This is a genomic window from Caballeronia sp. ATUFL_M2_KS44, from assembly GCF_023630965.1.
Lineage (GTDB): Bacteria > Pseudomonadota > Gammaproteobacteria > Burkholderiales > Burkholderiaceae > Caballeronia > Caballeronia concitans.
In genome coordinates this window covers 668,343-694,480 of record NZ_JALQEA010000039.1, presented here as the reverse complement: position 1 = coordinate 694,480, position 26,138 = coordinate 668,343, and the positions used below count along the sequence as shown (strand labels likewise).

28 protein-coding genes are annotated in these 26,138 nt (G+C 65.2%); 16 read left to right on the top strand and 12 right to left on the bottom strand.

Going from position 1 to position 26,138, the window contains the following annotated elements; translation table 11 throughout:
* The first annotated feature begins 67 nt into the window (after window positions 1-67).
* Window positions 68-994 carry a fimbrial protein gene (locus tag NCR39_RS18615; RefSeq protein ID WP_250453527.1) on the top strand — a complete coding sequence of 309 codons (927 nt, stop codon included), beginning with the start codon at window positions 68-70 and terminating at the stop codon, window positions 992-994.
* A 50-nt stretch (window positions 995-1,044) separates the two neighbouring features.
* On the opposite strand, the gene hmpA is transcribed toward NCR39_RS18615, so the two are convergent.
* On the bottom strand, window positions 1,045-2,229 hold the full coding sequence (gene hmpA, locus NCR39_RS18610; protein ID WP_250453526.1) for an NO-inducible flavohemoprotein: 1,185 nt from the start codon (window positions 2,227-2,229) through the stop codon (window positions 1,045-1,047).
* 109 nt (window positions 2,230-2,338) lie between these two features.
* On the opposite strand from hmpA, the gene norR reads away from it, so the two are divergent.
* The 10 genes from norR to NCR39_RS18560 all read left to right on the top strand — a co-directional run bounded on the left by norR (window position 2,339) and on the right by NCR39_RS18560 (window position 12,112).
* Entirely contained in the window at window positions 2,339-3,925 is a 1,587-nt protein-coding gene (norR, locus tag NCR39_RS18605) for a nitric oxide reductase transcriptional regulator NorR (RefSeq protein ID WP_250453525.1), read from the top strand.
* 418 nt (window positions 3,926-4,343) lie between these two features.
* Window positions 4,344-5,024 (top strand): c-type cytochrome, encoded by a 681-nt coding sequence (locus tag NCR39_RS18600; RefSeq protein ID WP_250453679.1) that lies wholly within the window; start codon window positions 4,344-4,346, stop codon window positions 5,022-5,024.
* Window positions 5,025-5,036: 12 nt separating this feature from the next.
* The gene (locus NCR39_RS18595) at window positions 5,037-6,305 is read left to right on the top strand and encodes a c-type cytochrome (protein WP_250453524.1); all 1,269 of its coding nucleotides are present in this window, start codon (window positions 5,037-5,039) and stop codon (window positions 6,303-6,305) included.
* 14 nt (window positions 6,306-6,319) lie between these two features.
* Window positions 6,320-6,478, top strand: coding sequence for a hypothetical protein (locus NCR39_RS18590; protein WP_250453523.1), 159 nt, complete (start codon window positions 6,320-6,322; stop codon window positions 6,476-6,478).
* A gap of 30 nt (window positions 6,479-6,508) precedes the next feature.
* The gene (locus NCR39_RS18585) at window positions 6,509-7,075 is read left to right on the top strand and encodes a cupredoxin domain-containing protein (RefSeq protein WP_250453522.1); all 567 of its coding nucleotides are present in this window, start codon (window positions 6,509-6,511) and stop codon (window positions 7,073-7,075) included.
* Window positions 7,065-8,690 (top strand): b(o/a)3-type cytochrome-c oxidase subunit 1, encoded by a 1,626-nt coding sequence (locus NCR39_RS18580; protein WP_250453521.1) that lies wholly within the window; start codon window positions 7,065-7,067, stop codon window positions 8,688-8,690. Before NCR39_RS18585 ends, NCR39_RS18580 begins: the two co-directional genes overlap by 11 nt.
* On the top strand, window positions 8,687-9,487 hold the full coding sequence (locus NCR39_RS18575) for a c-type cytochrome (RefSeq protein WP_250453520.1): 801 nt from the start codon (window positions 8,687-8,689) through the stop codon (window positions 9,485-9,487). The genes NCR39_RS18580 and NCR39_RS18575 overlap by 4 nt, the downstream gene beginning before the upstream one ends.
* Window positions 9,488-9,633: 146 nt before the next feature.
* Entirely contained in the window at window positions 9,634-10,677 is a 1,044-nt protein-coding gene (locus tag NCR39_RS18570; RefSeq protein ID WP_250453519.1) for an NAD(P)/FAD-dependent oxidoreductase, read from the top strand.
* Window positions 10,678-10,692: 15 nt separating this feature from the next.
* The gene (locus NCR39_RS18565; RefSeq protein ID WP_250453518.1) at window positions 10,693-11,403 is read left to right on the top strand and encodes an extensin-like domain-containing protein; all 711 of its coding nucleotides are present in this window, start codon (window positions 10,693-10,695) and stop codon (window positions 11,401-11,403) included.
* Between the two features lie 118 nt (window positions 11,404-11,521).
* Window positions 11,522-12,112: a hypothetical protein gene (locus NCR39_RS18560; RefSeq protein ID WP_250453517.1), complete on the top strand. Its 591-nt coding sequence runs from the start codon at window positions 11,522-11,524 to the stop codon at window positions 12,110-12,112.
* Between the two features lie 63 nt (window positions 12,113-12,175).
* Here NCR39_RS18560 and NCR39_RS18555 read toward each other — a convergent pair whose 3' ends face one another.
* Complete coding sequence (locus NCR39_RS18555; RefSeq protein WP_250453516.1) at window positions 12,176-12,520, bottom strand: hypothetical protein; 345 nt, start codon at window positions 12,518-12,520, stop codon at window positions 12,176-12,178.
* Window positions 12,521-12,701: 181 nt separating this feature from the next.
* On the opposite strand from NCR39_RS18555, the gene NCR39_RS18550 reads away from it, so the two are divergent.
* The 3 genes from NCR39_RS18550 (at window position 12,702) to NCR39_RS18540 (ending at window position 14,530) form a co-directional block, all read left to right on the top strand.
* Window positions 12,702-13,358 carry an OmpW/AlkL family protein gene (locus NCR39_RS18550; RefSeq protein WP_250453515.1) on the top strand — a complete coding sequence of 219 codons (657 nt, stop codon included), beginning with the start codon at window positions 12,702-12,704 and terminating at the stop codon, window positions 13,356-13,358.
* A 191-nt stretch (window positions 13,359-13,549) separates the two neighbouring features.
* Window positions 13,550-14,062, top strand: coding sequence for a hypothetical protein (locus NCR39_RS18545; RefSeq protein ID WP_250453514.1), 513 nt, complete (start codon window positions 13,550-13,552; stop codon window positions 14,060-14,062).
* 66 nt (window positions 14,063-14,128) lie between these two features.
* Window positions 14,129-14,530 carry a GFA family protein gene (locus NCR39_RS18540; RefSeq protein ID WP_250453513.1) on the top strand — a complete coding sequence of 134 codons (402 nt, stop codon included), beginning with the start codon at window positions 14,129-14,131 and terminating at the stop codon, window positions 14,528-14,530.
* 21 nt (window positions 14,531-14,551) lie between these two features.
* Here the strand turns inward: NCR39_RS18540 and NCR39_RS18535 are convergent, their stop codons facing one another.
* Complete coding sequence (locus tag NCR39_RS18535) at window positions 14,552-15,562, bottom strand: zinc-binding alcohol dehydrogenase family protein (RefSeq protein WP_250453512.1); 1,011 nt, start codon at window positions 15,560-15,562, stop codon at window positions 14,552-14,554.
* A gap of 146 nt (window positions 15,563-15,708) precedes the next feature.
* Here NCR39_RS18535 and NCR39_RS18530 point away from each other — a divergent pair, with 146 nt between their 5' ends.
* Window positions 15,709-16,599 carry an NAD-dependent protein deacetylase gene (locus NCR39_RS18530; RefSeq protein ID WP_250453678.1) on the top strand — a complete coding sequence of 297 codons (891 nt, stop codon included), beginning with the start codon at window positions 15,709-15,711 and terminating at the stop codon, window positions 16,597-16,599.
* Here NCR39_RS18530 and NCR39_RS18525 read toward each other — a convergent pair.
* On the bottom strand, window positions 16,571-17,836 hold the full coding sequence (locus tag NCR39_RS18525) for an aminotransferase class V-fold PLP-dependent enzyme (RefSeq protein ID WP_250453511.1): 1,266 nt from the start codon (window positions 17,834-17,836) through the stop codon (window positions 16,571-16,573). The genes NCR39_RS18530 and NCR39_RS18525 overlap by 29 nt on opposite strands.
* A gap of 239 nt (window positions 17,837-18,075) precedes the next feature.
* On the opposite strand from NCR39_RS18525, the gene NCR39_RS18520 reads away from it, so the two are divergent.
* Window positions 18,076-19,644: a methyl-accepting chemotaxis protein gene (locus tag NCR39_RS18520; RefSeq protein WP_250453510.1), complete on the top strand. Its 1,569-nt coding sequence runs from the start codon at window positions 18,076-18,078 to the stop codon at window positions 19,642-19,644.
* A gap of 270 nt (window positions 19,645-19,914) precedes the next feature.
* Here NCR39_RS18520 and acuI read toward each other — a convergent pair whose 3' ends face one another.
* The 8 genes from acuI to NCR39_RS18480 all read right to left on the bottom strand — a co-directional run bounded on the left by acuI (window position 19,915) and on the right by NCR39_RS18480 (window position 26,138).
* Entirely contained in the window at window positions 19,915-20,898 is a 984-nt protein-coding gene (acuI, locus tag NCR39_RS18515) for an acrylyl-CoA reductase (NADPH) (protein WP_250453509.1), read from the bottom strand.
* A gap of 84 nt (window positions 20,899-20,982) precedes the next feature.
* The gene (locus tag NCR39_RS18510; protein WP_250453508.1) at window positions 20,983-21,420 is read right to left on the bottom strand and encodes a PRC-barrel domain-containing protein; all 438 of its coding nucleotides are present in this window, start codon (window positions 21,418-21,420) and stop codon (window positions 20,983-20,985) included.
* A gap of 153 nt (window positions 21,421-21,573) precedes the next feature.
* On the bottom strand, window positions 21,574-21,783 hold the full coding sequence (locus NCR39_RS18505; protein ID WP_250453507.1) for a hypervirulence associated TUDOR domain-containing protein: 210 nt from the start codon (window positions 21,781-21,783) through the stop codon (window positions 21,574-21,576).
* Between the two features lie 63 nt (window positions 21,784-21,846).
* Window positions 21,847-22,269, bottom strand: a complete 423-nt coding sequence (locus NCR39_RS18500; RefSeq protein ID WP_250453506.1) for a DUF1810 domain-containing protein — start codon at window positions 22,267-22,269, stop codon at window positions 21,847-21,849.
* Window positions 22,270-22,299: 30 nt separating this feature from the next.
* The gene (locus NCR39_RS18495) at window positions 22,300-23,256 is read right to left on the bottom strand and encodes an aldo/keto reductase (protein ID WP_250453505.1); all 957 of its coding nucleotides are present in this window, start codon (window positions 23,254-23,256) and stop codon (window positions 22,300-22,302) included.
* 66 nt (window positions 23,257-23,322) lie between these two features.
* On the bottom strand, window positions 23,323-23,676 hold the full coding sequence (locus NCR39_RS18490; protein WP_250453504.1) for a winged helix-turn-helix domain-containing protein: 354 nt from the start codon (window positions 23,674-23,676) through the stop codon (window positions 23,323-23,325).
* A 271-nt stretch (window positions 23,677-23,947) separates the two neighbouring features.
* Window positions 23,948-25,708 (bottom strand): chloride channel protein, encoded by a 1,761-nt coding sequence (locus tag NCR39_RS18485; RefSeq protein ID WP_250453503.1) that lies wholly within the window; start codon window positions 25,706-25,708, stop codon window positions 23,948-23,950.
* A 19-nt stretch (window positions 25,709-25,727) separates the two neighbouring features.
* Window positions 25,728-26,138: a MarR family winged helix-turn-helix transcriptional regulator gene (locus tag NCR39_RS18480; protein WP_040052308.1), complete on the bottom strand. Its 411-nt coding sequence runs from the start codon at window positions 26,136-26,138 to the stop codon at window positions 25,728-25,730.

Genomic DNA, 26,138 nt, shown 5'->3' with positions numbered 1-26,138 from the left:
AGTGATTATTCCAACGAACCCGCTTGGCCGCCGATCAATAGCATTCCTGGCGATACTCGTCGCCCTCATGACGCAGACGCTGCCCGCCCTGGCCGGCACGATCCTGTTTCCCTCCAGCGGCGCCGGCAGTCTCGCGAATCTGGCGTTTCCAGCCTCGATGACCATTTCACGCGATGCGGCCGTCGGCACGGTCCTGAACACTCAGTCTGCGAATGTCGGGTTGTCGGCGTCAGGCGTGACGTGCGACGTTCAGAAAAACGTGACGGTCAACGGCACGGCCATTTCCGGCGACGTGCAAACTTTCCAGACCAACGTGCCAGGCATCGGGGTGCGCTTTTACATCACCAACGGCTGGAATGGCGGGTTCGTTCAGGTTCCCATCTCGCAGACCCTGGTATCGCCCACGGGATCGACGGCTCACTATACGAGAGCGGATATCGTCGTCACCGGACCCGTCGGCGCGGGTTCCCTGACGACACTTCCGAGCATGACCGTCACGTTCACCGGAAGCTGCATCACGACGGTGACCACCACGCAGTACCTCACGACCGGCTCGGCGATCACGAGCAACACATGCAGCGTCACGACGCCCGCGATCGTCTTCAATCTGCCGAAAGGGCTGTCGAAGAACCTGCCGACAGTCGGCACGACCACGGGCGATACGACGCTGCCGATCGGCCTGAACTGTGCCGCCGGCGTGAAGGTCGCCGTGACCATCACCGACGCCACGACGCCCTTGAACCGGACCACGGCGTTGTCGCTGGCGCAGGGATCGTCGGCTTCCCGCGTCGGTATCCAGATACTGAACGGCAGCACGCCCGTCGCATTCGGACCGGATTCGGCCGTGGCGGGGAATACAAATCAGTGGTCGGCGGGCACCGCATCCGGCGGCGTGATGCAGATTCCGATCACGGCGCGGTACGTGCGCACGTCGGCGACGCTCGTACCCGGCAGCGTCGCGGCCCGCGCCACGTTCACCATGTCGTATCAGTAATGCCGCATCGAACGAAAAAAAACCGCGCATGAAGCGCGGGTTTCGTTGGCTCACTCCAGCGCCGCAGCCGGCCCGAAGAACTCATAGCGGCTCTGCGATTCCGGCACGCCGAGCGCCTTCAGATGCTTCTTGACCGCCTGCATGAACGACTTCGGCCCGAGGAAATAAGCATCGACGTCGCGATTCTTCGGCAGCCACTTGTCGAGCAGCGCCTCGGTCACGAAGCCGAAGCCGTGCGCTTCGCGATCGCCGTCGCGCCGCTGTTCGTAGCAGTAGAAGTGCTTCAATTGCGGATGCTTCGCCGCAAGCTCCTCGATAGCCGCGCGAAACGCATGCACGCCGCCATGCCGCGCCGCGTGGATGAAGTGGATCGGACGCGTGGTCGCGGCGAGCGCGGCGTGCAGCATCGCGAGCGTCGGGGTGATGCCCACGCCGCCGCTGATCAGCACGAGCGGCTTTTCGCTGTGATCCAGCTTGAAATCGCCGGCGGGCGGATAGAGTTCCAGCACGTCCTTTTGGCGCACCTGATCGTGCAGGAAATTCGAGACCTTGCCTTCCGGCTCGCGCTTCACGCTGATGCGGTATTCGCGTCCGTTCGGCGCGGCCGACAGCGAGTAGTTACGGCGCAGTTCTTCGCCGCCGATCATCATGCGCAAGCCGATGTACTGCCCCGGATGGAAATCGAGCAGCGCGCCGCCGTCTTCGGGCACGAGATAGAACGACGTGATCTCGTCGGTCTCGGCCACCTTGCGCGCGACGACGAAGCGCCGCGTGCCGCGCCATCCGCCGGGCGCTTTTTCGCGCTCGCTGTAGATGCCTTCTTCCAGCCCGATCAGCAGATCGGCGAGTTGCTGATACGCGGCGGCCCATGCCTCGATCACGGCATCGGTGGCGATTTCTTCGCCGAGCACTTCGCGGATCGCGCGCAGCAGACACGCGCCGACGATCGGATAGTGCTCGGCCTGAATGTTGAGCGCGACGTGCTTGTTGATGATCTGCCCGACGAGGCCGCCGAGCTTTTCGAGTTCGTCGATATGACGCGCGTACATCAGCACGCCGTTGGCGAGCGCGCGCTGCTGAGCGCCGCTGGCCTGATGCGCCTGGTTGAACATCGGGCGCACTTCCGGATACTCATCGAGCATCATCGCGTAGAAGTGGCGGGTGAGCGCCTCGCCGCCGCTTTCGAGCAGGGGAACGGTGGCTTTGACGATGGCGCGGTGTTCGGCTGACAGCATGGTGTAGTCCTCGTGACAAGGCGAAGCGCGTGCTTCGCAATCGGCTGTTCTTTATACAGATTCCGTGCCAATGTAGAATTGTTGTCGAATCAAGCGCTTAGGAAACAAAATGGTCGATTCAACCCTGGTCAAACGGACTGCCGATGTAGTCGCAATGACTTCGCGTGTTTTGCTCGATGCGCTCGTGCCGCTTATCGAAGACCTGTCGCGAGACATGCCGGAGGCCGAGCGCTACCGGCGTTTGCTGAGCACGCTGCGCGCGCTTTTCCCCGGCGATGCCGCCGCGCTCCTGCGTCTCGACGGCGACACGCTCGTGCCGCTCGCCATCGACGGGCTGTCGAGCGACACGCTCGGCCGGCGCTTTCGCGTGAGCGAACATCCGCGTTTCGCGCGCATTCTGGCTCAACCAGAACCGACGCGTTTTCCCGCCAATTCCAAGCTGCCCGATCCTTACGACGGCCTCGTCAAGCACGCGGGCGCGGATCTCGAAGTGCACGATTGCCTCGGCAGCCCGCTTTTCATCGACGGCCGGCCGTGGGGCCTGCTCACGCTCGATGCGCTCGATCCCGCGCGTTTCGACGGCATCGACATGGCGTCGCTGCAGGCGTTTCTCAGTCTCGCGGCGGCGACCGTGAGCGTCGCGGAGCGCATCGACAGGCTCGCGCAGACGAGCGAAACCGAACGGCAGCGCGCCGAGGTGTATCGGCAGGCGAGCGGGCCGCGTCGACGGGAGATGATCGGCAGCAGCGCGTCGCACAAGCATCTGATGGACGAAATCGCGATCGTCGCGTCGAGCGATCTGACCGTGCTCGTGACCGGCGAAACCGGCGTCGGCAAGGAACTCGTCGCGGGCCAGATTCACGCGCTCTCGCCGCGCGCGGACAAGCCGCTCGTGAGCCTCAACTGCGCGGCGCTGCCCGATACGCTCGTCGAAAGCGAGCTGTTCGGGCATGTGCGCGGGGCGTTCTCGGGCGCGTCGTCGGACCGGCGCGGGAAGTTCGAACTCGCGGATGGCGGCACGCTCTTTCTCGATGAAGTCGGCGAACTGCCGCTCGCCGTGCAGGCCAAGCTGCTGCGCGTGCTGCAGAACGGCCAGTTGCAGCGCATCGGGTCGGATAGCGAGCATCGCGTGGATGTGCGGCTGATCGCCGCTACCAATCGCGATCTCGCCGATGAAGTGCGCGGCGGACGTTTTCGCGCGGATTTGTATCACCGGCTGTCGGTGTATCCGCTCGTCGTGCCGCCGCTGCGCGAGCGCGGCCGCGACGTGCTGCTGCTCGCGGGCTATTTCCTCGAAGAGAACCGCTCGCGGCTCGGGCTGTTGAGCCTGCGGCTGTCGGCGGATGCGCAGGCCGCGCTGCTCGCGTATCGCTGGCCCGGCAACGTGCGCGAACTCGAGCATCTGATCGGGCGAAGCGCGCTGAAGGCGTTGGCGGCGCATCGCGAACGGCCGCGCATCCTCACGCTCACCGCCGCCGATTTCGGTATCGCCGATAACGCGACGCCCGCGTCGCCGAGCGCGCCCGCGACGAGCGCGCCAGCCGCCGATTTCCGCGAAGCCGTGACCGCCTACGAGCGCACGCTCATCCTCGATGCGCTCGCGCGCAACGGCCAGAACTGGGCATCGACGGCGCGGGAGCTTGGCATCGACCGGGCGAATCTGAACCGGCTTGCGCGGCGTCTCGGCCTGAAATGATGCGTTACCCCGAAAACATGCGTCATACGAAGCCACGCCAATATGGACGCGCTTGTGACGCAATCGACCGTTCAGTTACCCATCTCAAAATAATGCGTTTCCTTGTCTAAACGCAAAAAAGTGTGTCGTCTTGTCATGCGTATCGATTGAAGGTATTGAGACAATCTCAGGGCTGGAGAAAACGGGGATGACCTCCTAACATCTGAAAAGTCAGGCTGAACCCGTCATCGGCGAAAGACAGTGCAGTGCCTTGAACAAGCGCGCCGGGCGTGCATCGAGTGGATGCAATCGATGCGCACGCGGCGAACCAAAAACGGCAACTCGACACGGGGGATACGTGCATAACGTGGGATACGTGGAATACGCGGCTCAGCGTAGCGCCAGGATCGCGCTCTCCGCGCTCTTCGCGTTTTTCAGCATGGCGGCGTTCGCCGCGGACGCGCCGCAATCCGCTGCGGGCGCGCCGCTCGAACGCGCACCGGACACGATGCAGGCGCGCGTCATGGGATGCGCCGCGTGTCACGGCGCGCACGGCGAGGGCACCGACAACGACTACTTCCCGCGTCTGTCCGGCAAGCCCGCGGGCTATCTCTACAACCAGTTGCTCGCATTCCGCGACGGGCGCCGCAAGTACCCGCCGATGAATTACCTGCTCGCGTATCTGCCCGACGCCTATCTCAAGCAAATCGCCGATTACTTCGCCGCCGAGCGTCCGCCGTTCCCGCCGCCCGCGCCCGTCACCGCCGACGCGAAGACGCTCGATCTCGGCAAGACGCTCGTCGCCAAAGGCGATGCATCGCGCAAGATACCGGCCTGCGTGAGCTGCCACGGCGCGTCGATGACCGGCATGGAACCGGCCATTCCCGGCTTGCTCGGCCTGCATGCGGACTACATCAGCGCGCAACTGGGCGCATGGCGATACGGCACGCGCACGACGTTCGCGCCCGACTGCATGCGCCAGATCTCGCAGCTTTTGGGCGAACGCGACATCACCGCGATCTCGGCCTATCTCGCTTCGCTACCCGCGCCGGCCAATCCGTCGCCGGTCGCGGCCGGCTCATTGAAGATGCCGCTCGCGTGCGGCAGCGTTCAACACTAAAAAGGACCCGACGTGCTTCGTTTCCGACAACTTGGGGCGCTTGCCGTGACGGTCTTTCTCGCGGCGTTGGCCGGGCCGGTGCAGGATGCGGCGGCGCAAGCGAAGACTTTCGATGCGGCCACCGTGAAGCGCGGCGAGTATCTCGCGCGCGCGGGCGATTGCATCGCGTGTCATACGCTGCCCGCGGGCAAGACCTTCGGCGGCGGCCGTCCGATGGAAACGCCCTTCGGCACGCTTTACACGCCGAACATCTCGTCGGACAAGGAGACGGGCCTCGGTCAATGGACCGCCGACGACTTCTACAACATGATGCACACGGGCCGCTCGCGCGACGGCTCGCTGCTTTATCCGGCGATGCCGTTCACGTCCTATACGAAGGTCACGCGAGCCGACTCCGACGCCATCTACGCGTTCCTGATGTCCACGCCGCCCGTGCATCAGCCGAACCGCCAGCATGAGTTGCGCTTTCCGTTCAACCGTCGCGAATTGCTGATCGGCTGGCGCTCGCTCTTCTTCAGGCAAGGCGAGTACGAGCCGGACCGGAAGCAGTCCGTCGAATGGAACCGTGGCGCATATCTCGTCGAAGGGCTCGGGCATTGCTCGATGTGCCATACCGCGATCAACGCGCTCGGCGGCAACGTGTCGTCGAAGGCGTTCGAAGGCGGCCTCATCCCCATTCAGAACTGGTACGCGCCGTCGCTGACGTCGAACAGGGAAGCGGGCCTGGGCGAATGGAGCATCGACGAGATCGTGGGGCTGCTGCACGCGGGCGTGTCGAACAAGGGCGCGGTGTACGGGCCGATGGCCGAGGTTGTCTACGACAGCCTGCAATATCTGAACGAGGAAGACGTGCGCGCGATGGCCGTCTATCTGAAGGCGCTGCCCGCGCGCGCCGGCGACAAGTCCGAGCCGCCGAGCCAGGCCGTCACCGAGCAGCGCACGAGTCTTTCGCCGCTCGGCAAGAAGATCTACGACGCGCAATGCGCCGAATGCCACGCCGCGCAAGGTCAGGGCAAGCCGCCCGATTTTCCGCCGCTCGCGAACAATCAGTCGATCGTGATGAGTTCCGCGGTCAACCCGATCCGCATGGTGCTGAACGGCGGCTATCCGCCCGGCACGTTCAAGAATCCGAAGCCTTACGGCATGCCGCCGTTCGCGCAATCGCTGTCGGACGTGGAAGTCGCGGCGGTGGTCACCTATATCCGCACGGCGTGGGGCAATCGCGGCGCGCCGGTATCGGTGAAGGAAGTGAACGAGCTGCGTTCCGCGCCCCTTTATTGAGCATCGACGACACCATGAACGAAGATCCGAACGAAAACGCGAAGCTCGACGAAATCGTCCGAAGCGGTCCCGGCGGCGCGCTCGCGGTCGCGGGCGTGGCGACGGCCATCGTCGTCGGCCTCTGGTTCGCCTTTTACTTCGCCGTGTTTCTGCCTCGCGGCGTCATCCAGTGATTCACGCATCGATTCATTAGCGCAGAACTTATGGCCATCCATCCCGATTCACACGAAGTCGCCGAACGCGTCGAAAAACGCTGGGCGATGCTCGTCCTCGCGATCGTCGTCGTGCTCGTCGCGATGGTCGTCTACACCGGCCTGCACTGGGCGATGATGCCGCCCTCGCGCGTCGAAACCGTGCGGCCCGAAACGCTGCACGTGTCGGGCGAATTCATCGAAAGCAATCTGGGCAGCGCGCCCGAAAGCGACGGCTCGGTGACCGTGCGCGTGGTCGCCCAGCAGTACTCGTTCACGCCGCAATGCCTGCTCGTGCCGGCCGGCGTGCCCATCACGTTCCGCGCGACGAGCTCGGATGTGGTGCACGGCTTTCTCATCACGAAGACCAATATCAACTCGATGCTGGAGCCGGGTTATGTCTCGACGTTCAAGACCACGTTCGACGAACCCGGCGACCATCTGATGCCGTGCCACGAGTTCTGCGGCGTCGGGCATCACGGCATGTGGGCGCATGTGAAGGTGATCGATCGAGCGGAGTTCATGCAGATGGCCGACAAGCTGCCGGCCGATTCGCGGAGACTGTCCTGTGTTAAATAGCAAGCGCCTCATCCTCGCGCACTTCTGGCTCGCGTTCATTGCGTTCGGCGTCGCGCTCCTGCTCGGCGCGTGGCAGATGTTCGCGCGCAGTCCCCTCTTCGCCGGGCTGCAGAATCCCGAGATCTACTATCGATCGGTGACGGCTCACGGCTCCGCGATGGGCTACGTGTTCCCGACGCTCATCGCGATGGGCTTCGGCTACGCGGTCACGGAGCTTGCGCTGAAGCGCGCGCTCGTGGGCCTGCGCTGGGCGTGGATCGGCTTCTGGCTCGTCGCGGTCGGCTCCGTCATGGCGATGATTCCCGTCGCCATGGGCCTCGCCTCGGTGCTCTACACGTTCTATCCGCCGATGATCGGCAACGCGTTCTATTACTTGGGCGTGGTGTTAGTCGTGGTCGGATCGTGGATATGGGTCGCGCTGATGTCGGTGAATCTGCACGCATGGAAGCGCGACAACCCCGGCAAGACCGTGCCGCTGCCGATGTTCGCCACGGTCGCGGGCGCGTATCTGTGGGGCTGGACGGCGGTGGGCGCGGCCATCGAAGTGCTCTTCATGATCCTGCCGGTGGCGCTCGGCTGGAAGTCCACCATCGATGCCGGCCTCGCGCGCGTGTTCTTCTCGTGGACGCTGCACGCGATCGTCTATTTCTGGCTGATGCCCGCGTATATCGCGTATTACACGATCATCCCGCGGGCCATCGGCGGACGTCTTTATAGCGATGCGATGGCGCGCATCTCGTTCATCCTGTTCCTCGTGGTCTCGATGCCGATCGGCATTCACCACTTGTTCGCCGATCCGCAAGTCGGCTCGGGCTTCAAGTTCATGCATTCGGTATTCACCGCGCTCGTCGCCGTGCCGACGCTTTTGACCGTGTTCACGATCTGCGCATCCGTGGAGATCGCGGCGCGGTTGCGCGGCGGCAAGGGCGCATTCGGCTGGGTCAAGGCGCTGCCGTGGAGCAATCCGATGATGCTGGCCGTCGCGTTCTCGTTCGTCATGCTCGGTTTCGGCGGCGCGGGCGGGATCATCAACATGAGCTATCAGCTCGATTCCACCGTGCACAACACGCAATGGGTCACGGGCCATTTCCATCTGATTTTCGCGGGCGCGATCGTCATCATGTACTTCGCGATTGCGTATGACCTGTGGCCGCATCTCACGGGGCGCGCGCTGCAAAGCGTGAGGCTCATGCGCTGGCAACTGTGGCTGTGGTTCGTCGGCATGATCGTGCTGACGTTTCCGTGGCATTACACCGGCATTCTCGGCATGCCGCGCCGCATGGCTTTCTATGACTATGGCGATCCGCAGATCGCGCATCAGGCGGCGTCGGTCATCATGTCGGTGATCGGCGGCTTCATTCTGGTCGTGTCGGCGGTGCTGTTCTTCGTCGTGCTGATACGCGGGCATCGCGCGCCGCGCGTGAGCGTCGAGCAATTCACGTTCAGCCGCGCGATACACGAGCCGCGTTCGATGCCCGTCGCGCTCAACAGTTTCGCGCTGTGGCTCGCGCTGATGATCGGGCTCACGCTCGTCAACTACGGCTATCCGATCGCGCAGCTTCTCGCGCGTTCCGATACGTCGGTGCCCGCCGTTCCCATCGGAGCGCAGCGATGAGCGAAGAACGCCTCTTCACCTTCCGCAATCGCTGGTTCGCGACCAGCGTGCTGGGGACCATCGGCATCGCGGCGGTATCGGCGGTGATCGGTTTCGTGTGGCTGCCGTCCGTTCAGCGCGATGCGCCGTTCACCGGCATCTGGAACGCCATCTGCAGCGCGGCGGGCGCGCCGCGCAACTGGTTCGCGGGCGAGTCGACAGTCGAGCCGAAGAAGAAGCTCACCGCCGTGGAAGTCACGCCGCAACTGCTCGTCAACGCGACGTCGAATTCCATCGGACGCGGTGCGACGCTCGCCTTGCGATGCACGATGTGCCACGGCGAACGCGGCATGAGCGAAGCGAATTCGCCGAATCTCGCGGGGCAGTACGCGTCGGTGATCTACAAGCAGTTGATCGATTTTCAGACGGGCGCGCGCAATAACGCGGTGATGTCGCCGATGTCCGTCAATCTGAGCGATCAGGACATGCGCGATCTCGCCGCCTACTATGCGAACCTGCCGCGCCCGCCCGCGCAGCGCAAGGTGAGCGACGCGCTCGCGCCGGCGATCGTTTCCCACGGTGCGCCGATGCGCAATATCGCGCCGTGCGCGGCGTGTCATGGCGGCATCGACAACAAGGCGGGCAGTCCTTGGATCGATGGCCTTCCGGCGGCTTATACGAAGGCACAACTGATCGCGTTCGGCAACGGCACGCGCACGAACGACATCAACGAGGTCATGCGCAACGTCGCGCGCAACATGACGCCCGAGGAGATCGATGCCGCCGCGAATTACTACGCGCGCGAGCTGAACCGCTAATGCGCGGATGAGCGGCGACGCGCGAATCGCCGCTTGACGGGCAGGGGCTTCGTTGCCCTGGCCGTGCGCTTTCTGTATCGTGGACCGATGAATGCCGGGCGTTCGTAAGGAACGTGCGACTGCCCGCACCAACGGAAGACGATCACATGGACGCACACAGCAGCACCATCCGCACCGACGTATTGATCATCGGCGCCGGGCCTGTCGGCCTTTTTGCCGCGTTCGAGGCCGGCGTCATCGGGCTTTCGTGTCATATCGTCGATGCGCTCGGGCGGATCGGCGGGCAATGCATCGAGTTGTATCCCGACAAGCCCATCTACGATATCCCCGCGATTCCCTCCTGCACGGCGCGCGAACTCGTCGATCGTCTCATGACGCAGATTCGCCCCTTCGACGTGCCGATTCATCTTTCGCAGCGCGTGCAGACGGTGACGCAGCGCGAGGATCGTCGCTTCACGGTGCGTACCGAACAAGGCCTCACGTTCGATGTCGCCGCCATCCTGATCGCAGCGGGCAACGGCGCGTTCGTGCCGCAGCGTTTGCTGGTGCCGCAAGCCGATGCGCTCGAAGATCGTCACGTGTTCTACAGCGTGCCGCGCATCGACGATTTCCGCGATCGCGATGTCGTGATCGCCGGCGGCGGCGATTCCGCGCTCGACTGGGCGCTCGCGCTATGCGGCGTCGCGCGCAAGCTGACGCTCGTGCATCGGCGCAACGGCTTTTCGGCGGCGGCGGCTTCCGTGGCCGCGATGAAAAGCAAGGTAGAAGCGGGCGCGATGGACTTCGTCGTCGGCATGATCGATTCGCTCGATGCCCCCGACGACGCGCTGCGCGCCGTGCGCATCAAGCATATCGACGGCACGACGGATATCGCCGCCGACAAGCTGCTCGTGCTGTACGGACTCGTCGCGGATCTCGGGCCGATCGCGGACTGGAATCTCGATGTGCGCGGCGGGCGCATCGAAGTCGATACGTCGAATTACGAATCGTCGCGGCCCGGCATCTTCGCGGTCGGCGATATCGCGCAGTATCCGAACAAGCAGAAGCTCATTCTGTCGGGCTTTCACGAGGCGTCGCTCGCGCTGCGCAAGGCGTATGCGTATGCGTATCCCGACAAGAAGCGCGTGCACGTTCATTCGAGCTACGACGCGAAACTCGCCGAGCGCGTGCAGGCCAGTGCCGCCGAATGAGACGCGGGCCGCGCGATGATCGGGCGAATCATCGGCTGGCTCGTGCTGCTCGCGTTCGTCGCGGCGCTGATCTTCGCGTATGGCGTGTGGTCGCGGCGCATTGCCGTGCCCGAGCAATACGATCCCTTCGCACCGCTCGACGTGCGCGCGCCGCGCGGCCCGCTCACCGCGTACAAGCTCTGGCGCACGACGCATGATGCGAAGCTCTGCGACGCGGCGCTCGCGCAATCCGGCATCGTCTATCGACCGATGGCCGATACATCCGCACCCGCCGGCTGTGAGTTGAAAGACGTGGTGCGCGTGACGCAGGCGCAAGACGTGCGCTTCAGCGCGTCGTTTCTCGCGACATGTCCGCTCGCAGTCGGCGTGGCGTTTTTCGAGCAGCAGTATCTGCAGCCCGCGGCCATCGGCGTGTTCGGCGAGCGCGTCACGCGCATCGAGCATGTCGGCAGTTATGCATGCCGCAACGTGAATCATCAGAAAGACGCGGCGCTCAGTCAGCACGCGAGCGCGAACGCTATCGACCTGACGGGCTTCGTTCTGGCCGATGGCCGGCGCATCACGCTTGCGCAATGGGACGATGCGGGCACGCCCGGCGCGGATTTTCTGCGCCGCGTGCATGAAGGCGCGTGCCATTCCTTCGATACGACGCTCGGCCCCGACTACAACGCGCTTCACAAGACGCACTTTCACGTGGACATGGGCCCGTATCGAATCTGCCGATGATTCGTCATCGCACGTGCCGCATGGTGCATGGCTTCAGGTTCGCTAGAATCGTCATGACGCGGCGCGAGGCAAGACCGGCGCTCGCCCTTTATTCAACCCTTACCGAACGGAAGAGCGAATGACGAAAGAGGCCGCCACGCAAGACCCCTATGAACGGCGCGCATTGCTGCTGCATCTCGGCGATGTGCTGGAGACGGTGTTTTGCCTGAGCCAATGCGCCGATGAATACGCGAGCATCGGCGATGCGGTGCGCGGCAACGACGCACTCGCCAACTTCACGTTGCTCGGCTTCGTCGATCAGAAGATGACGCCGCGTGATTTCATCCGGCGCGCATCGGGTGCGTTCTTCATCTGGCCGAAGTCGCTGCTCGACGAAACGCTCAATCGCCCGATGCTCGCGAGTACCGTCAAGTCCGATCTCTTCGACGACAACGCGGCCGGCTGGCGCGCGTATGTCGAAGAGCGGCGCGCGGAAGTGTCGTGGTTCGGAGACGACGTGCCCGAGGTCGCCGCGAGCGCGGCGCCGGCGCATGCGGCGGGCGAGGCGAAGGAATCGCCGGAGCGCGGGTCGGCATCCGAAGCGAAGAACGAAAGCGTGGCGCGCAAGGGCAAGGGAAGCGCGAAGGCCGAAGCCGCCGCCGGAAAAGAATCAGCTAAAGACGAACCTTCGCGATACGCCACCTGGCCGTGGCCCAACAAGTCGAAGTGATCCGATCTGCCGCCTGAGGGCAAGCGGCAGTCAGCCGCTTGGCCCTGCGGAAACATCAAGCCGTCAAGGCTTCTTCCCCATGCTTCCCGAGTCGCTGTCGAAGCCGATACCGTTCGGCCGTTTCGGCGCAGGCGCTTTTCCCGCCGATGTCTTGCCCGGCTCCGTGTTCAACGCGCCGCTCGCGGCGGTCGCAGCCTGTGCCGGCGGCGTGACGTTGCGCTCCTGATAAGCGGGCGTGCTGTCGTTGTCGAGCCGGCTCGGTTTCGGCGAATTCGGCTGCATTTCCGTTTGCCCGGACGGCTTCTTGTTCGGCGTCGCCGTCGGTTGCTGCGCGCTCACGGCCACCGCGATCGTCGCGCTGACCAGCATCGCCGCGAGGCGCCCGAGCTTTCCTGTAGCGGGTCTCATCTCGTCCTCCCAATGTTCTGCGTTTATTGGATTCGCAGCAAACACCGGTCCTGACGCGCATTGCTTGTCATCGCGCAATATTCGACGTTGCGTATTTGCCGATTGCAACAATGTGTTGTCAGGCGTCAAAGGTGCATGCGTGCGCCATCGAGACAATCGGGCTTTCAATGGGGAAAGCACGATGAGAACAAGTCTCGGAGCAATGGTGGTGGCTTGCGCGGCCCTGTTTGCGGGCGCGGCCCACGCGGACGATGCCGCATCCGCGAGCGATACGTCGGTATCGTCGATGAGCGGCATTCACGCGGGCGACGTCCTCGTGCGGCTGCGCGCCATCAGCATTCAGCCGCAAGTGAGCGCGGGCGGCGCGCTCGGTTCGCTGGGCGTCGATGTCAACAACGCGATCGTCCCGGAACTCGATTTCACGTACATGATTCGCGACGACATCGGCGTCGAGCTGATTCTCGCGACGTCGCGGCATCAGGTGACGTCGGATATCGGCGGGCTCGGCGGCGTGGGCGTGCTGCCGCCGACGCTGCTGCTTCAGTATCACTTCAATCATCAGGGACGCGTGCGGCCGTACGTGGGCGCGGGCCTGAACTACACGTACTTCTATAACGACAAGCTTAAGGCCGGCGATACGCCCGTCTCCATCAAGCGCAGCAGTTTCGGCCCGGCACTGCAGGCGGGCGTCGATGTTCAGGTGACGAAGACGCTCTTCGTCAACGCGGACGTGAAGAAGATCTGGATGCGCACGAGCGCGTCGGCGGGCGGCGCTGATTTGGGTTCGCTGAAGATCGATCCGTGGGTGCTGGGTCTCGGCGTCGGCATGAAGTTCTGAACGGCGCGTTGTGTCGCGTTTTCTCCGATCAGCCGAATTTGGCGGAAGAAGCCGGTGCTTCTGGCGTGGCGCGCTCGGGCAGCGCGGTATCCTTGACAGCAGGCCCGGCGCAGGCCCGCGCGCATTCGCCCATCGGCGAATGAAGGCGGACTGCAACGACTAAAAACACCGCATCGGGGACACGCTCGCCAATGAAACCTTCCACTTACGCGGGATTCGCGCTGCTCGCGGCATCCTGCGCCGCACTCGCCCAGCAGCCGATGACGCTGCCCGGCCGCAGCCAAAGCACGGGCCAGCAGGCCGTCGATACGGCCGCCTGTTATGGCTATGCCAATCAGACGACGAAGGTCAACATGGCGCGCGAATCGCAGACGCCGCCGAAGCAAGGCGCGGGCGAGACGCGCACGCTGGTTTCGCCGCGTCCGGTCGAGCCGCCGCTGCCGCCGGGCGCACAGGGCGCATCGGCTGCGGTGGCGGCGTCCGGCGCATCGGCGACGGTGGCTGCGGGCGCATCGGCGCCGCGCGGCGCATCGGCGGCGATGCCGGCATCGGACCTGGCGGCGATGCCGGCGTCGGGTGCATCGGATGCCATTCTCGGCGGCGACATGAAAATGCCGCCGCTGCCGCCGCCCGAACCGCCGATGGCCCGCTACTGGCGCGCGTACAGCGACTGCATGCAGAACAAGGGGTACTTCGTGCGCTGAGCGCGAATCGCCTGACCGGTGGACGAGCCGGGTTAAGCTGCGCGGAAGGCAACTTCGGAGCGTCGCATGAACCGGATTCCCGTCCACCAGGGACATTGCGCATGCGGCGCGGTTCGCGTGAGCGTGTTCGCCGAGCCGAAGGACATCAACCTGTGTCACTGCATGACGTGCCGGCGCGTTCACGGCGCGCCGTTCGGCGTCTATGCGATTTTCGAGCGCGATGCCGTCGAGGTTTGCGGCGACACCATCGCGTGGACAAGCTCCGCGACGGGCCGCCGCCATCATTGCCGGACGTGCGGATCGCCGGTCTATCTGGCCTTCGACGGCGTGCCGGAAATCGAAGTGCCGGCCGGCATCTTCGATGAAATCGGCCTCTATCCGCCCGCCTACGAAATCTGGTGCGGCACCGCCGAGCCGTGGCACGACGCGCAGGGCCGGCCGCGCTATCCGCGTAGCCGCCCTGACTAATGCCGCGTCAGGCGGCCATCCTCAGCATTCGACGATCGCCTTCACCACGCCCGCCTTCGGATCGAGCAGCGTCGAGAACTGCTGCGGCACGTCGTTGAGCGCGAGGCGGTGCGTATTGAGCGCATCGGTCGGCACCTTGCCCGCGCGCATCGCGGCGAGCACGGTTTCGAAGTCCTCGGGCGTGGCGTTGCGGCTCGCGAGCAGCGTCGCTTCGCGCTTGTGGAATTCGGGATCGGCGAACGAAATGCGATCCGGCACGATCGACACCAGCACGTACTTCCCGCCATGCGCGATGAATTCGAAGCCGCGTTCCATCGCGCGCGGGTTGCCGGTCGCATCGAAGACGACATCGAAGAATTCGCCGTTCGTGAGCTGCGACAGTTCTTCCTTGTCGCGCTCGCCGATCTGCACGGTCGCATCCACGCTCAACTCGCGACGGCAAAACGCCAGGCGGTCTTCGCGCGTATCGAGCGCCGTGACGTTCGCGCCGCGCAGCCGCGAGAACGTGATCGCCGCCATGCCGATCGGCCCCGTGCCGACCACCAGCACGCGCTGGCCCGGCTGCACGTCCGCGCGGCGCACGGCGTGCGCGCCGATCGCGAGGAATTCGATCATCGCGGCCTGATCGAGCGTGACGCCTTCCGCCTTGTGCACGAACTGCGCGGGGAGGTTGAGATACTCGGTGAACGCGCCGTCGCGATGCACGCCGAGCACCTGAATATTCACGCAGCAGTTGGTCTTGCCCTGACGGCACGCGATGCATTTCCCGCACGACAGATACGGCATCACGTAGACGGTGTCGCCTGCCTTGAGACCGCTCGATTCGTCCGCTTCCTCGATCACGCCCGAAAGCTCGTGGCCCATCACGCGCGGATACGACAGATACGGCTGATTGCCCGTGAAAATGTGCAGATCCGTGCCGCACACGCCGACGCGCTTCACGCGCAGCAGCACTTCATCGGCGCCGCGCTGCGGTTTTTCGCGCTGTTCGGCCTTCAGGGTTCCGGGGGTTTCGCAGATGACGGTCAGCATCGTGAGTCTCGTTCTGTTTGAGGACGGGGAAGCGTATCAATCTATCGGCGCCGCGCGGTTTGGTCAAGCCAGTTATTCACCTGAGCCAACTGGTAAGGCCACATTCGGCGAAAACGGGCGTCGAGCGCGCCCGTCCGTTTACCCGTATATTTTCACGATACTTCGCCCAAGGAAGGCACGTGCTTTCACTTCATGAATTCGTCGAGCGGCATCCGCGGCTCTTCGTGCTGTCGGGCGCGGGCATCAGCACCGAGTCCGGCATTCCGTGTTATCGCGACCGCGAAGGCCAGCGCACCGGGCGCGCGCCGATCCTGCTGAAAGACTTTCTCGAATCCGACTACGCGCGCAGGCGTTACTGGGCGCGCAGCATGATCGGCTGGCCGGTGGTCGCGCATGCCGTGCCGAACGCCGCGCATCACGCGGTGCGGGCGCTGGCGGCGCGGTCGCGGGTGCATCGGCTGGTGACGCAGAACGTCGACGGCCTGCATACGCGCGCCGGCAACCCCGACGTGATCGAGCTGCACGGGAACATTGGCCGGGTGCGATGCATGGCGTGCGGCGCGCGGCATCATCGTGCGGATGTGCAGCGGCTGCTCGAAGCGGCGAATCCCGATTTCGTGGGTCACACAGCGCCCGCGGTTCCGGACGGCGACGCGCTGATCGAACACCTCGATTTCGCCGCCTTCGATGTCCCCGGCTGCACGCATTGCGGCGGCATGCTGAAACCGGACGTGGTGTTCTTCGGCGAGAGCGTGCCGCGCGAACTCGTGCACGACGCCGCGAGCGCGCTGGATGGCGCGGACGCGATGCTCGTCATCGGTTCGTCGCTGATGGTGTATTCGGGCTACCGCTTCTGCGAGTGGGCGGCGAAGAGCGGCAAGCCGATCGCGGCGATCAACATCGGCAAGACGCGCGCCGATTCCTTGCTCGCGCTGAAAGTCGAAGCGCCGTGCTCGGAAGCGCTCAACGCGCTGATCGACCGGCTCGACGCCGCGCAGCGCACCGCCGCTAGCCCGCTTCCCGCGCCAGCACCGTAAGCGCCTCGACGAGCCGTTGCGCGTCCCGCATGCGCGAGAAGAGCGCGGGCGTCACGCGCACGACATCGCCCGCATCGGGGCCGGGCCGCGTCACCGTGAACACGCCGAAGCGCTCGCGCAGCGCATCGCACGTGGCTTTCGACGATTGGCCTTTCAGCCGGAACGCGGTGATGCCCGCCGTCATCGACGGACCGTCGGGCGTCATGATCCGCACGCCGGGCAACGCACGCGCGGGCGTCACCCACGCATCGCGCAGCGCGCGCAGACGCGCTTCCTTCGCATGCGCGCCAATCCGCCGATGCAGTTCCAGCGCGGCCGGCAGCGTGAGCCATGCCGCAAAATTCGGCGATCCGGTGTGCACGCGCGCGCGGATGTCGTTGGCGGGCCAGGTGCGGTCGCCGAGATACGGATCGATCTTGCCGAGGTGTCCCTTGCGGATGTAGATCGCTCCGCAGCCGAGCGGCGCGCCGATCCACTTGTGCAGGTTCAGCGCGGCGAACGGCGCGTTCAGCGACGGCACGTCGAAGTCCAGCATGCCCCAGGAATGCGCCGCATCGACGATGACGTCCGCGCCCGCATCTTCGGCCATCGCGGAAAGCTCGGCGACGGGCATCACGAGGCCGGTCGCGAAGCACACGTGCGACAGCAGCACGAGGCGCGTGCGCGGATGCGCGCTCAATGCGGCCGCATAGGTATCGAGCACGGTGCGATGAAACTCATCCTGCGACGCGCCCGGCTCGGGCATCGTGATGCGAACGGGCGTGACGCCGCGACGCTCGCGCAGCCATTCCATCGCGTCCTTGCAGCACGGGTAATCGAGGTCGCTGTAGAGCACCGTATCGCCGGGCGAGAGGCGGTTGTAACCGCTGATCAGCGCGAGCAGCCCTTCGGTGGCGTTGCGCGTGAACTCGATTTCATCGACGGCGCAGCCCATCGCGGCGGCGGCGCGTTCGCGCAGGCCGTCGTGAAGCGCGGACCAGTGCGGGCGCACGAGCGTCGTCGTCTCGAAGTTCACGCGGTCGGTCCAGTAGTGGAACATGGCCTTGACCGGCTCGGCCATTGCGCCCCAGAAGCCGTTTTCCAGATTGATCAGCGCATCCGTCTGCCGATACAGCCCACGCACGGCGTCCCAATAACGCTCGTCCGTGGCGATGGCGGGCGCCGGTTCGGGCGTCGCGGGAAGCGCGGCGAGCGCGGCTTCGAATTCGGGCGTGCGGAGGTCGAGCAGATCGGTCATGGGCGAACGTCGATGGTGAGCGGAAGCTGCTCAGTATCGCCGATCATCGGGCCGGACTCTATTGGACGAATGTCGGACATTCGTGCGAACTGACCTTCAGAGCCGCAAAAGCGCGCCGTAATAAAAGAGCAAGAGTGCCGCGTTCCCGCGCAGCCAAACGTTCGCGCGTGCAATTTTCGCGTGATTTGCGGGAGGAATGACGGCGCCGACTGTCGACCGTATCCGAGAGAGGGCCCCAAGTGAATCTGCAAAACATCACGATCAAGAACAAGCTGATTGCCGGATTCGGCGTGCTCGCCGTGCTGGTGGTGCTGGTCGCGGGCATGTCGCTGCGCGCGCTGTCCGCCGCCACCGATGGCTTCGCGCACTATGTCCACGGCATCAACGCGCGCGCCGACGTGGCGGCCGAAATCCGCGCCGCCGTCGACCGCCGCGCGATTGCCGCGCGCAATCTCGTGCTCGTCACGAAACCCGCCGACGTCGAGCTGGAAAAGAACGAAGCGCTGCGTGCGCACGCCGATGTATCGGCGCGTCTGAAGCAGTTGAACGACATGATCGCCGCCGCGAGCGACACGAGCGAGAAGGCGCGCGGCCTCGTGGCCGACATGATGCGCGTCGAGGCGCTTTACGGGCCGGTGGCGACGAACATCCTGAATCTCGCGCTCGCGGGCCGCCACGACGAGGCGGTCGTGAAGCTGGACGAAGATTGCCGGCCGCTGCTCGCGCAACTCGTGAAGGCGACGGTCGATTACGCGACGTACACCAACGCCCGCCGCGACGAGATCGTGCGCGAGCACGAGGCGAGCTACGTGCAGCAACGCAACCTGCTGATCGCGCTATGCACGATCGGCGCGCTTTTCGCGGTGTTCGCGGGCATCGCGATCACGCGTTCGATCACCGCGCCGATTGGCGTGGCGGTGGGCATCGCCCAGACGGTGGCGCGGGGCGATTTGCGCAGCCGGATCGTGGCGGAGAGAAAGGACGAGACCGGCGACCTGTTGCGTGCGCTTGCGCAGATGAATGCGCGCCTGACCGAGACCGTTGGCCGAGTGCGCGAGAGTAGCGGCGCGGTGGGCGGCGCGGCGAAGGAACTGGCGAGCGGCAATACGAACCTGAGCCAGCGCACGGAGGAACAGGCGGCGTCGCTGGAGGAGACGGCGGCGAGCATGGAGCAGTTGACATCGACGGTTCGCCAGAACGCCGACAATGCGCAGCAGGCGAGTGCGCTGGCGTCGAATGCGTCGGAGGTGGCTAGGAAGGGCAGCGATGTGGTGGAGCGGGTGGTATCGACGATGCAGGGCATCAGCGACAGTTCGACGAAGATTGCCGAGATCACGGGGATGATCGAGGGCATTGCGTTCCAGACGAACATCCTCGCGTTGAACGCGGCGGTGGAGGCGGCGCGTGCGGGCGAACATGGGCGTGGTTTTGCGGTGGTGGCGAGCGAAGTGCGGAGTTTGGCGCAGCGTTCGTCGACGGCGGCGAAGGAGATACGCGAGTTGATTGCGGAGTCGGTGGACAAGGTGCGAGGCGGATCGGCGCTGGCGGGCGAGGCGGGCACGACGATGAGCGACGTGACGCGGGCGATTGCGCGTGTGACGGACATCATGGAGGAGATTGCGGCGGCGTCGGAGGAGCAGGGACGCGGTATCGAGCAGATCAACCAGGCGATCACGCAGATGGATGAGGTGACGCAGCAGAATGCGGCGTTGGTGGAGGAGGCGGCGGCGGCATCGCAGGCGCTGGAGGAGCAGGGGCGCAGGTTGAATGATGCGGTGGCGGTCTTCGCGGTGGAGGAGAGGGCGTGAAGCGTTGCCACACCGAATGAGCCGGATAACCGATGGTGTTAACGAGCCGAGGGGCTCGGAGGACGTGGCGCACAGTGGGCGCGGAGGGTGATTCAGGGTAGTGTCAAGCTGAGTGCCAACGTGGCTCTACGGAGTGCACGGTCAACAAAGAAACAGCGGGCGAAAAAGCTGCTTTCTTTGGTTACTTTCTTTGCAGCGGCAAAGAAAGTGACCCCCGCCCCGGGGAGGGGCGCGCTAATAGACCGACACGAAAAGAAAAGCACGAACGATTCAGCGATTGACATCGACGATAACGCGCCCGGCGACTTCCCCACGAAGCAACGCGCCGGCGGCATCGACGGCATCGCGAAGCGAAATGATGGAAGCGACGCTTTCGATGGTAGAAACAGGCACATCCTGGGCGATGGAAGCCCAAGCAGCCACCCGCCGCGCCCGCGGCACATAAACGCTGTCGATGCCAAGCAACGCGACCCCGCGAAGAATAAAAGGCGCGACGGAAGCCGGCAGATCCATCCCTTGCGCGAGCCCGCAAGCGGCCACGGCGCCGCCGTATCGCAGACTCGCGCAGACGTTGGCGAGCGTATGACTCCCGACGCAATCGACAGCCGCAGCAAACCGCTCTTTTTGCAGCGGCTTCCCGGGCGCAGACAGCGCGGCCCGATCGATCACCTCCGCCGCCCCCAACTCGCGCAACCGCGCGGTTTCCTCCGGCCGTCCGGTAGAAGCCACCACGCGATACCCGCGCTTCGCGAGAATCGCGACCGCGAAACTGCCGACGCCGCCGTTCGCGCCGGTCACGAGCACGTCGCCGTCCGAAGCCGCGACGCCGTGCCGCTCGAGCGCCTGCACGCAGAGCATCGCGGTATAGCCTGCGGTGCCGACGGCCATCGCCTGCCGCGTCGTGATGCCGGTGGGCAGCGGAATCAGATGATCGCCCGCCACGCGCGCCTTCTGCGCGAGCCCGCCCCAATGCGTTTCGCCCGCGCCCCAGCCGTTGAGCACCACGGCGTCGCCCGGCCGATACCCCGCATGCGTGCTTTCCTCGACGATGCCCGCGAAATCGATGCCCGGCACCATCGGAAACGATCGGACGACCGGCGCCTTGCCCGTGATCGCGAGCGCGTCCTTGTAGTTGAGCGTCGAATAGTCGATGCGCACGAGCACATCGCCATCGGCGAGACGCGATTCGTCGATCGCCTGAATGGACGCGACCGTGCGGTCGTCCTGTTTGTCGAGCAGAAGTGCGTTGAACATGAGCCGTTCCGTTGACGGTTGAAGGACCGCAGCGGCACACGCGCCGCCGCTGCGCCGGAACTCGCGCGCTATGCGCGCATCGCGTCAATGATGATCGAAGTCCGCGCGCGGGACGGGCGTCGCCTTGACCTTCGTGTACTGGAATTCCGGCAGCGCCTTGATGGCGTCCTTCGTCGCGCCGGCCAGCACGAGCTTGCCGTTCTTGAAGTCGAGCTGCTCGACGGGAATCGCGACATCGTGATGCGATACGCCCAGGAACTGATTGGCCGAGATGATCGCGAAAGAGACCGAACGGTCGGGCGCGACGATGATGTCGTGGATCACGCCGACGCGCGCGCCCTGGTCGTTCACGACGGGCTTGTTGAGGATGGACTTCCTCACGCTCCATCCGTCGATGATCGCGGTCGATACCTGGACGGACACGCCGAGCGGCTGCGCGCCCGCGACCTGCGCGAACGCGTGAGTGGAAGCGAGGCCGATGGCCGACGATGCGAGAAGCGATGCCACGAGTTTCAAGTTCATGTCGATTCCTCAAAAGATTTGGCAGACGATTCCTGATGCATGCGCCCAAGGACCGTTCGACAGAACTCGCAGCGCGATAGCAGTTTGACCGGTTATCGCCGCGTTTGCAGCAACGGTGCCGCATCGCACCATGCGCAAAGCGAAAGCTCGATGCTAAATGCGCTTGAGCGCATCGCTTTTATGGACGGCGCGCTTGCCGCTCTTGTCGCTTTCCACTTCGTAATGCGGATCGTCGTGCGATGCGTCGACCGTGTGGCCATCGACCTTCGTTCGCTCCGATATCACGCGCACGATGCGCCCCGTCGTTTCGCCTTGCGGCGTGTTCCAGCTCACGTGGTCGTGCAGCTTGTGGCTGTGGCTCATGGCGTTTTCCTCCGGTGAAGTAACGCGCAAAGCCCGCGCAACGGCCATGCCCATGAGCGGCGATCAGCGCAGGCGCGAGAGCGTCGCGTCGTCGGGACGGCCGCCGAAATAGCGGCGCAGCGCTTCGTCGAAGATGGCGGGATCGGATGCGGTACGCGCGAAAAGCGTCATCGACGAATGAAATTTCATGTCGTCCGGATAGCCGAAGATTTGTTCGACGCTGCGCTCGCGCACGCCATTGACGATGCCCGTCAGCTCGACGAGCCGCGCGCCCAGCACCGGATGCGCGAGATACGCCTCGGCTTCGGCGCGCGACTGTATCGCGTAATGCTGCGCCATCTGGCTGTGCCCGAGTCCCGCGATCTGCGGAAACACGAACCACATCCAGTGCGTGCGCTTCTTCCCGGCGAGCAGTTCGCTGCGCACGTCGTCGATGACGCTGTCTTGCGCCGCGACGAAGCGCTGAAGGTTGAATGGATCGCTCATCGTTCGTCTCCTGGCACGCGCGCCGAGCGCTCAGGCCACGGCTTGCGCGATGCGCTCCCGCAGCTTCGCATCCGGATAGACGCCGATGCCCGCGTGCACGTTGTCGATCATGTATTCGCGCCGTCCCGTGCCGGGAATCACGCACGTGACGGCCGGATGGCCCAGCACGAACTTGAGCAGAAGCTGTGCCCAGCTCGTGCAGCCGAGATCGGCCGCGAAAGGCGGCAGAGGCCGCCCGCGCAGGCTTGCGAGCAGCGATCCGCCGCCGAACGGCTGATTCACGATGACCGCGACGCCGCGTTCCGCCGCGAGCGGCAGGAGTCGCGCTTCGGCGTCGCGGTCGTTGGCGGCGTAGTTGATCTGCACGAAATCGACGCGCTCCGTGCGCAGCACCGCTTCGACCTGGGGAAACGCACTCGACGTGTAATGCGTCACGCCGATATACCGCACGCGCCCCGCGGCTTTCCAGTCGCGCAGCGTGGCGAGCTGCGTGCGCCAGTCGAGCAGGTTGTGGATCTGCATCAGGTCGATGCGGTCGGCGGCGAGGCGCTGCATCGATTGACGCATCTGCGCGATGCCTTCCTCGCGGCCTTCGGTCCAGACTTTCGTCGCGATGAAGGCTTTCCCGCGCGCGTTCATTTCCGTGAGAAGCGCGCCGGCGACGGCCTCGGACGTGCCGTACATCGGCGATGAATCGATGACCGAGCCGCCCGCCGCGAACAGCACGCGCAGCACGGCGGCGAGTTCGCGGCGGCGCGCGGCGTCGTCGCCGACATCGAACGTGCGCCAGGTGCCGCATCCGACGATGGGCAACGCCTCGCCTGTCGATGGAATCGGGCGCTTGTGCATCGGCGCAAAAGCGTCTTCAGCCGGCGATGCGCTTCCGAGATGCACGCCAAGCGCCGCGCCGGCTGCGGCGCGCAGAAAATCGCGCCGATGGAAGGGGCCGCGCGCCATGGCGAGACTTGCCTTCGAGATACGGCTCATGGCGTCGGCTCCTTCGGGCTGGAGCCACAGAATAGCGCGCCGGCGCGAGGACTGCGGGCGTCGCCGCTACTTCTTCTTCGCTTCTTCCAGACACGCGGCGAGCTGCTCGAAATACGCGAGCGCCTTCTTCGTCGGCACGACGGATTTGGTGCGCTGGTCCGCGCCGGTTTCGTCGAGCGTGACGAGCCCTTGCGCCTTGAGGCGCGTGAGCTTGCGATGCACCGTGGCCGGCGCGCCCGCCGTGGAGAGCGCCATGGTTTCGGTGACGGTCAGCGTGCGGCCCGCGTGCCAGGCGGCCGTGAGCGCTTCGAGCAGCCGTTCTTCGGCGGCATCGAGTTTGGGGACCGAGGGCAAGGCCTGAACCGCCTGAGCGAGGTTCAGAAAGCGGAAATAGGCGTCGACGAGATGTTTGTTCGCCATGGTCGTGCGCTTCCTTGGACGCTGCGTGTCATTGCTTCGATGTGCGGGTCATCATACTTGTTCCCGCCTTCGCGCCCGAACACAAAGTAACTTATCAAAGTGATAAACAACTGCTATTATGCAGCAATCGGGTTGGCGATAATGACCGTCATCGCCTACGCGAGGACCTGAGAGAAGATAGGAAGGGTGGGACCGGCGCCGCTCGCATCGTGCGAGGCGGCGCTTTTTGTTTCTGGGCGGCGCGGCATCCGCCGACTGGCTCGACGCGCGCTTACAGCTTTTTCAACGCTTGCGCGCGCCGGAACGTCCTGAACCGCTCGCGCCGATGCTCGTCGTCGAAGTGCGCGCGCGCCGGTTTCACCAGATCGCTGCGCGACACGATGCCCACGAGCGTCATCGACGCCACGTCCGACACCACCGGCAAGCGCTCCAGTTCGTGCACGGCGAGGCGCGTCGCGGCGAGGCGGCACGGTTCGCCCGGCAGCGCGACGGCCGGCGGCGCATCCGTCTCGCGCGCGAACGCGTCGCCGGCGGTCGCGGCACCCGATGCGGCGGAGAGCGCCGCGCGATCCAGCATGCCGACGAGCGCGCCATCGCGCACGACCGGATACGCCCGATGCGCCTGCTGCGGTCCGAAATGCTGCGCGAGCACATCGGAGAGCGGCGTGGCGGCGTCGATGGTGCGGACATCGCGCGTCATCACTTCATCGACATGATGACGTTCGAGCGGATCCACGCCATATTCCCGATAGATGTGATACCCGCGCCGCGCGATCTTCTCCGTCATGATCGAGCGCCGCATCACGACCGCCGAGAAGCCGTGCGCGACGAGCGTCGCGGCGAGCAGCGGCAGGAGCGCGTTACTGTCGTGCGTGAGGCCGAACGCGAACACGATGGCCGTCAGCGGCGCGCCCAGCGTGGCGCCGAGCGTCGCGGCCATGCAGACGAGCGGCCACAGCGCGGCGTCGTGGCCCGGCAGCACTGCGCCGAGCGCCGTGCCGAGCCCCGCGCCGAGCATGAGCAGCGGCGCGAGCACGCCGCCCGACGTGCCCGACGCGAGCGCGACGACCCAGATCACCGCCTTCACCGCGAGAATCGCGAGCGCGATCTTAATGGCGATGTGCTGATGCAGCAGATCGCCGATCACGTCGTAACCGACGCCCAGCGCGCGCGGCTCGATGAATCCGCCGATGCCGACCACCACTCCGCCGATGGCCGGCCACCACATCCAGTGCAGCGGCAGCTTGCCGAAGGCATCCTCGAGCTTGTAGAGCGCCGCCGACAACCCCGACGCCAGCGCGCCCGACAGCAGCCCCGCGACGAGGCACGAGAAGAGCGAGATCATTTCGGGCGGCTGCGTCTGCATGGGGAAAAGCGCGCCGGTGCCGAACACCAGCGCCCGCGCGAAGCCCGCCACCGCGCACGCCAGCGCGACCGGCAGGAAGCTGCGCGGACGCCATTCGAAAAGCAGCAGTTCGACCGCGAGCAGCACCGCCGCGACCGGCGTGCCGAACACCGCCGTCATGCCGGCCGCCGCGCCCGCGACGAGCAGCGTCTTGCGCTCGGCCGCGGTCACGTCGATGCACTGCGCGATCAGCGAGCCGAGCGCGCCGCCCGTCATGATGATCGGGCCTTCCGCGCCGAACGGCCCGCCACTGCCGATCACGATGCCCGACGACAGCGGCTTCAACACCGCCACTTTCGGCGACATGCGGCTCTTGCCGAAGAGAATCGCTTCGATCGCTTCGGGAATGCCGTGGCCGCGAATCTTCTCGGAGCCGAAGCGCGCCATCATCCCGACGATCAGTCCGCCGATCACCGGAATGACGATGACCCACGCGCCGAGCGTGTTCAGCGCGGGCGAGCGGTCTTCGATCGACAACGTCCCGAAGAAGAACAGGTTCGTGAAGAGATGGATGAGCGCGAGCAGCACGACCGCCGCAAGCGTGCTGATGCCGCCGATGACCGCCGCCAGTCCGCAGATGCGCAGAAGCCGGTCGTTGACGGCGAAATCGCGTTTGTGATGGTTCATGCGAATGCTCCAGGAATGCTCAGAGGTCGATCTGCGGCACGCGAAACGCGCCTTCCAGCGATTTCAGTTCCGCGCGATGCAGCGCCGCGAGCCGCGCCAGCACTTGCTCGCCGCGCGGTTCGAGATGCACCTGCACCTGCCGCCGATCTTCCGCGCTCGGCTCGCGCCGCACGAGCCCGAGCGCTTCGCAACGCGTGACGAGCGCCACCACGCCGTGATGCTGCGACTGCAGCCGCTCGGCCAGTTCGCCGACCGTCGCCCACGCGCGGCCGGGATAGCCCTTGATATGAAGCAGCAGCAGATATTGCAGCGGCGTGATGCCTTCTTCCTGCGCGGCGCGCTCGGAGAATCGCTCGAAGCGCCGCATCTGATAGCGGAATTCGGAAAGCTGCTCGAAGTCGGGTTTGGCTAAGGTGCGCGAGGTTTTCAT

Excerpts from the sequence above, each read along its gene's own strand:
- NCR39_RS18600 (WP_250453679.1), top strand. The coding sequence starts at position 4,344 with ATGGCGGCGTTCGCCGCGGACGCGCCGCAATCCGCTGCGGGCGCGCCG.
- NCR39_RS18585 (WP_250453522.1), top strand. The coding sequence starts at position 6,509 with ATGGCCATCCATCCCGATTCACACGAAGTCGCCGAACGCGTCGAAAAA.
- NCR39_RS18490 (WP_250453504.1), bottom strand. The coding sequence starts at position 23,676 with ATGGCGAACAAACATCTCGTCGACGCCTATTTCCGCTTTCTGAACCTC.
- acuI (WP_250453509.1), bottom strand. The coding sequence starts at position 20,898 with ATGTTCAACGCACTTCTGCTCGACAAACAGGACGACCGCACGGTCGCG.
- NCR39_RS18480 (WP_040052308.1), bottom strand. The coding sequence starts at position 26,138 with ATGAAAACCTCGCGCACCTTAGCCAAACCCGACTTCGAGCAGCTTTCC.
- NCR39_RS18545 (WP_250453514.1), top strand. The coding sequence starts at position 13,550 with ATGAAACCTTCCACTTACGCGGGATTCGCGCTGCTCGCGGCATCCTGC.
- NCR39_RS18560 (WP_250453517.1), top strand. The coding sequence starts at position 11,522 with ATGACGAAAGAGGCCGCCACGCAAGACCCCTATGAACGGCGCGCATTG.
- NCR39_RS18550 (WP_250453515.1), top strand. The coding sequence starts at position 12,702 with ATGAGAACAAGTCTCGGAGCAATGGTGGTGGCTTGCGCGGCCCTGTTT.
- NCR39_RS18485 (WP_250453503.1), bottom strand. The coding sequence starts at position 25,708 with ATGAACCATCACAAACGCGATTTCGCCGTCAACGACCGGCTTCTGCGC.
- norR (WP_250453525.1), top strand. The coding sequence starts at position 2,339 with ATGGTCGATTCAACCCTGGTCAAACGGACTGCCGATGTAGTCGCAATG.
- NCR39_RS18505 (WP_250453507.1), bottom strand. The coding sequence starts at position 21,783 with ATGAGCCACAGCCACAAGCTGCACGACCACGTGAGCTGGAACACGCCG.
- NCR39_RS18495 (WP_250453505.1), bottom strand. The coding sequence starts at position 23,256 with ATGAGCCGTATCTCGAAGGCAAGTCTCGCCATGGCGCGCGGCCCCTTC.
- NCR39_RS18615 (WP_250453527.1), top strand. The coding sequence starts at position 68 with ATGACGCAGACGCTGCCCGCCCTGGCCGGCACGATCCTGTTTCCCTCC.
- NCR39_RS18590 (WP_250453523.1), top strand. The coding sequence starts at position 6,320 with ATGAACGAAGATCCGAACGAAAACGCGAAGCTCGACGAAATCGTCCGA.
- NCR39_RS18535 (WP_250453512.1), bottom strand. The coding sequence starts at position 15,562 with ATGCTGACCGTCATCTGCGAAACCCCCGGAACCCTGAAGGCCGAACAG.
- NCR39_RS18525 (WP_250453511.1), bottom strand. The coding sequence starts at position 17,836 with ATGACCGATCTGCTCGACCTCCGCACGCCCGAATTCGAAGCCGCGCTC.
- NCR39_RS18510 (WP_250453508.1), bottom strand. The coding sequence starts at position 21,420 with ATGAACTTGAAACTCGTGGCATCGCTTCTCGCATCGTCGGCCATCGGC.
- NCR39_RS18555 (WP_250453516.1), bottom strand. The coding sequence starts at position 12,520 with ATGAGACCCGCTACAGGAAAGCTCGGGCGCCTCGCGGCGATGCTGGTC.
- hmpA (WP_250453526.1), bottom strand. The coding sequence starts at position 2,229 with ATGCTGTCAGCCGAACACCGCGCCATCGTCAAAGCCACCGTTCCCCTG.
- NCR39_RS18540 (WP_250453513.1), top strand. The coding sequence starts at position 14,129 with ATGAACCGGATTCCCGTCCACCAGGGACATTGCGCATGCGGCGCGGTT.
- NCR39_RS18500 (WP_250453506.1), bottom strand. The coding sequence starts at position 22,269 with ATGAGCGATCCATTCAACCTTCAGCGCTTCGTCGCGGCGCAAGACAGC.
- NCR39_RS18565 (WP_250453518.1), top strand. The coding sequence starts at position 10,693 with ATGATCGGGCGAATCATCGGCTGGCTCGTGCTGCTCGCGTTCGTCGCG.
- NCR39_RS18575 (WP_250453520.1), top strand. The coding sequence starts at position 8,687 with ATGAGCGAAGAACGCCTCTTCACCTTCCGCAATCGCTGGTTCGCGACC.
- NCR39_RS18570 (WP_250453519.1), top strand. The coding sequence starts at position 9,634 with ATGGACGCACACAGCAGCACCATCCGCACCGACGTATTGATCATCGGC.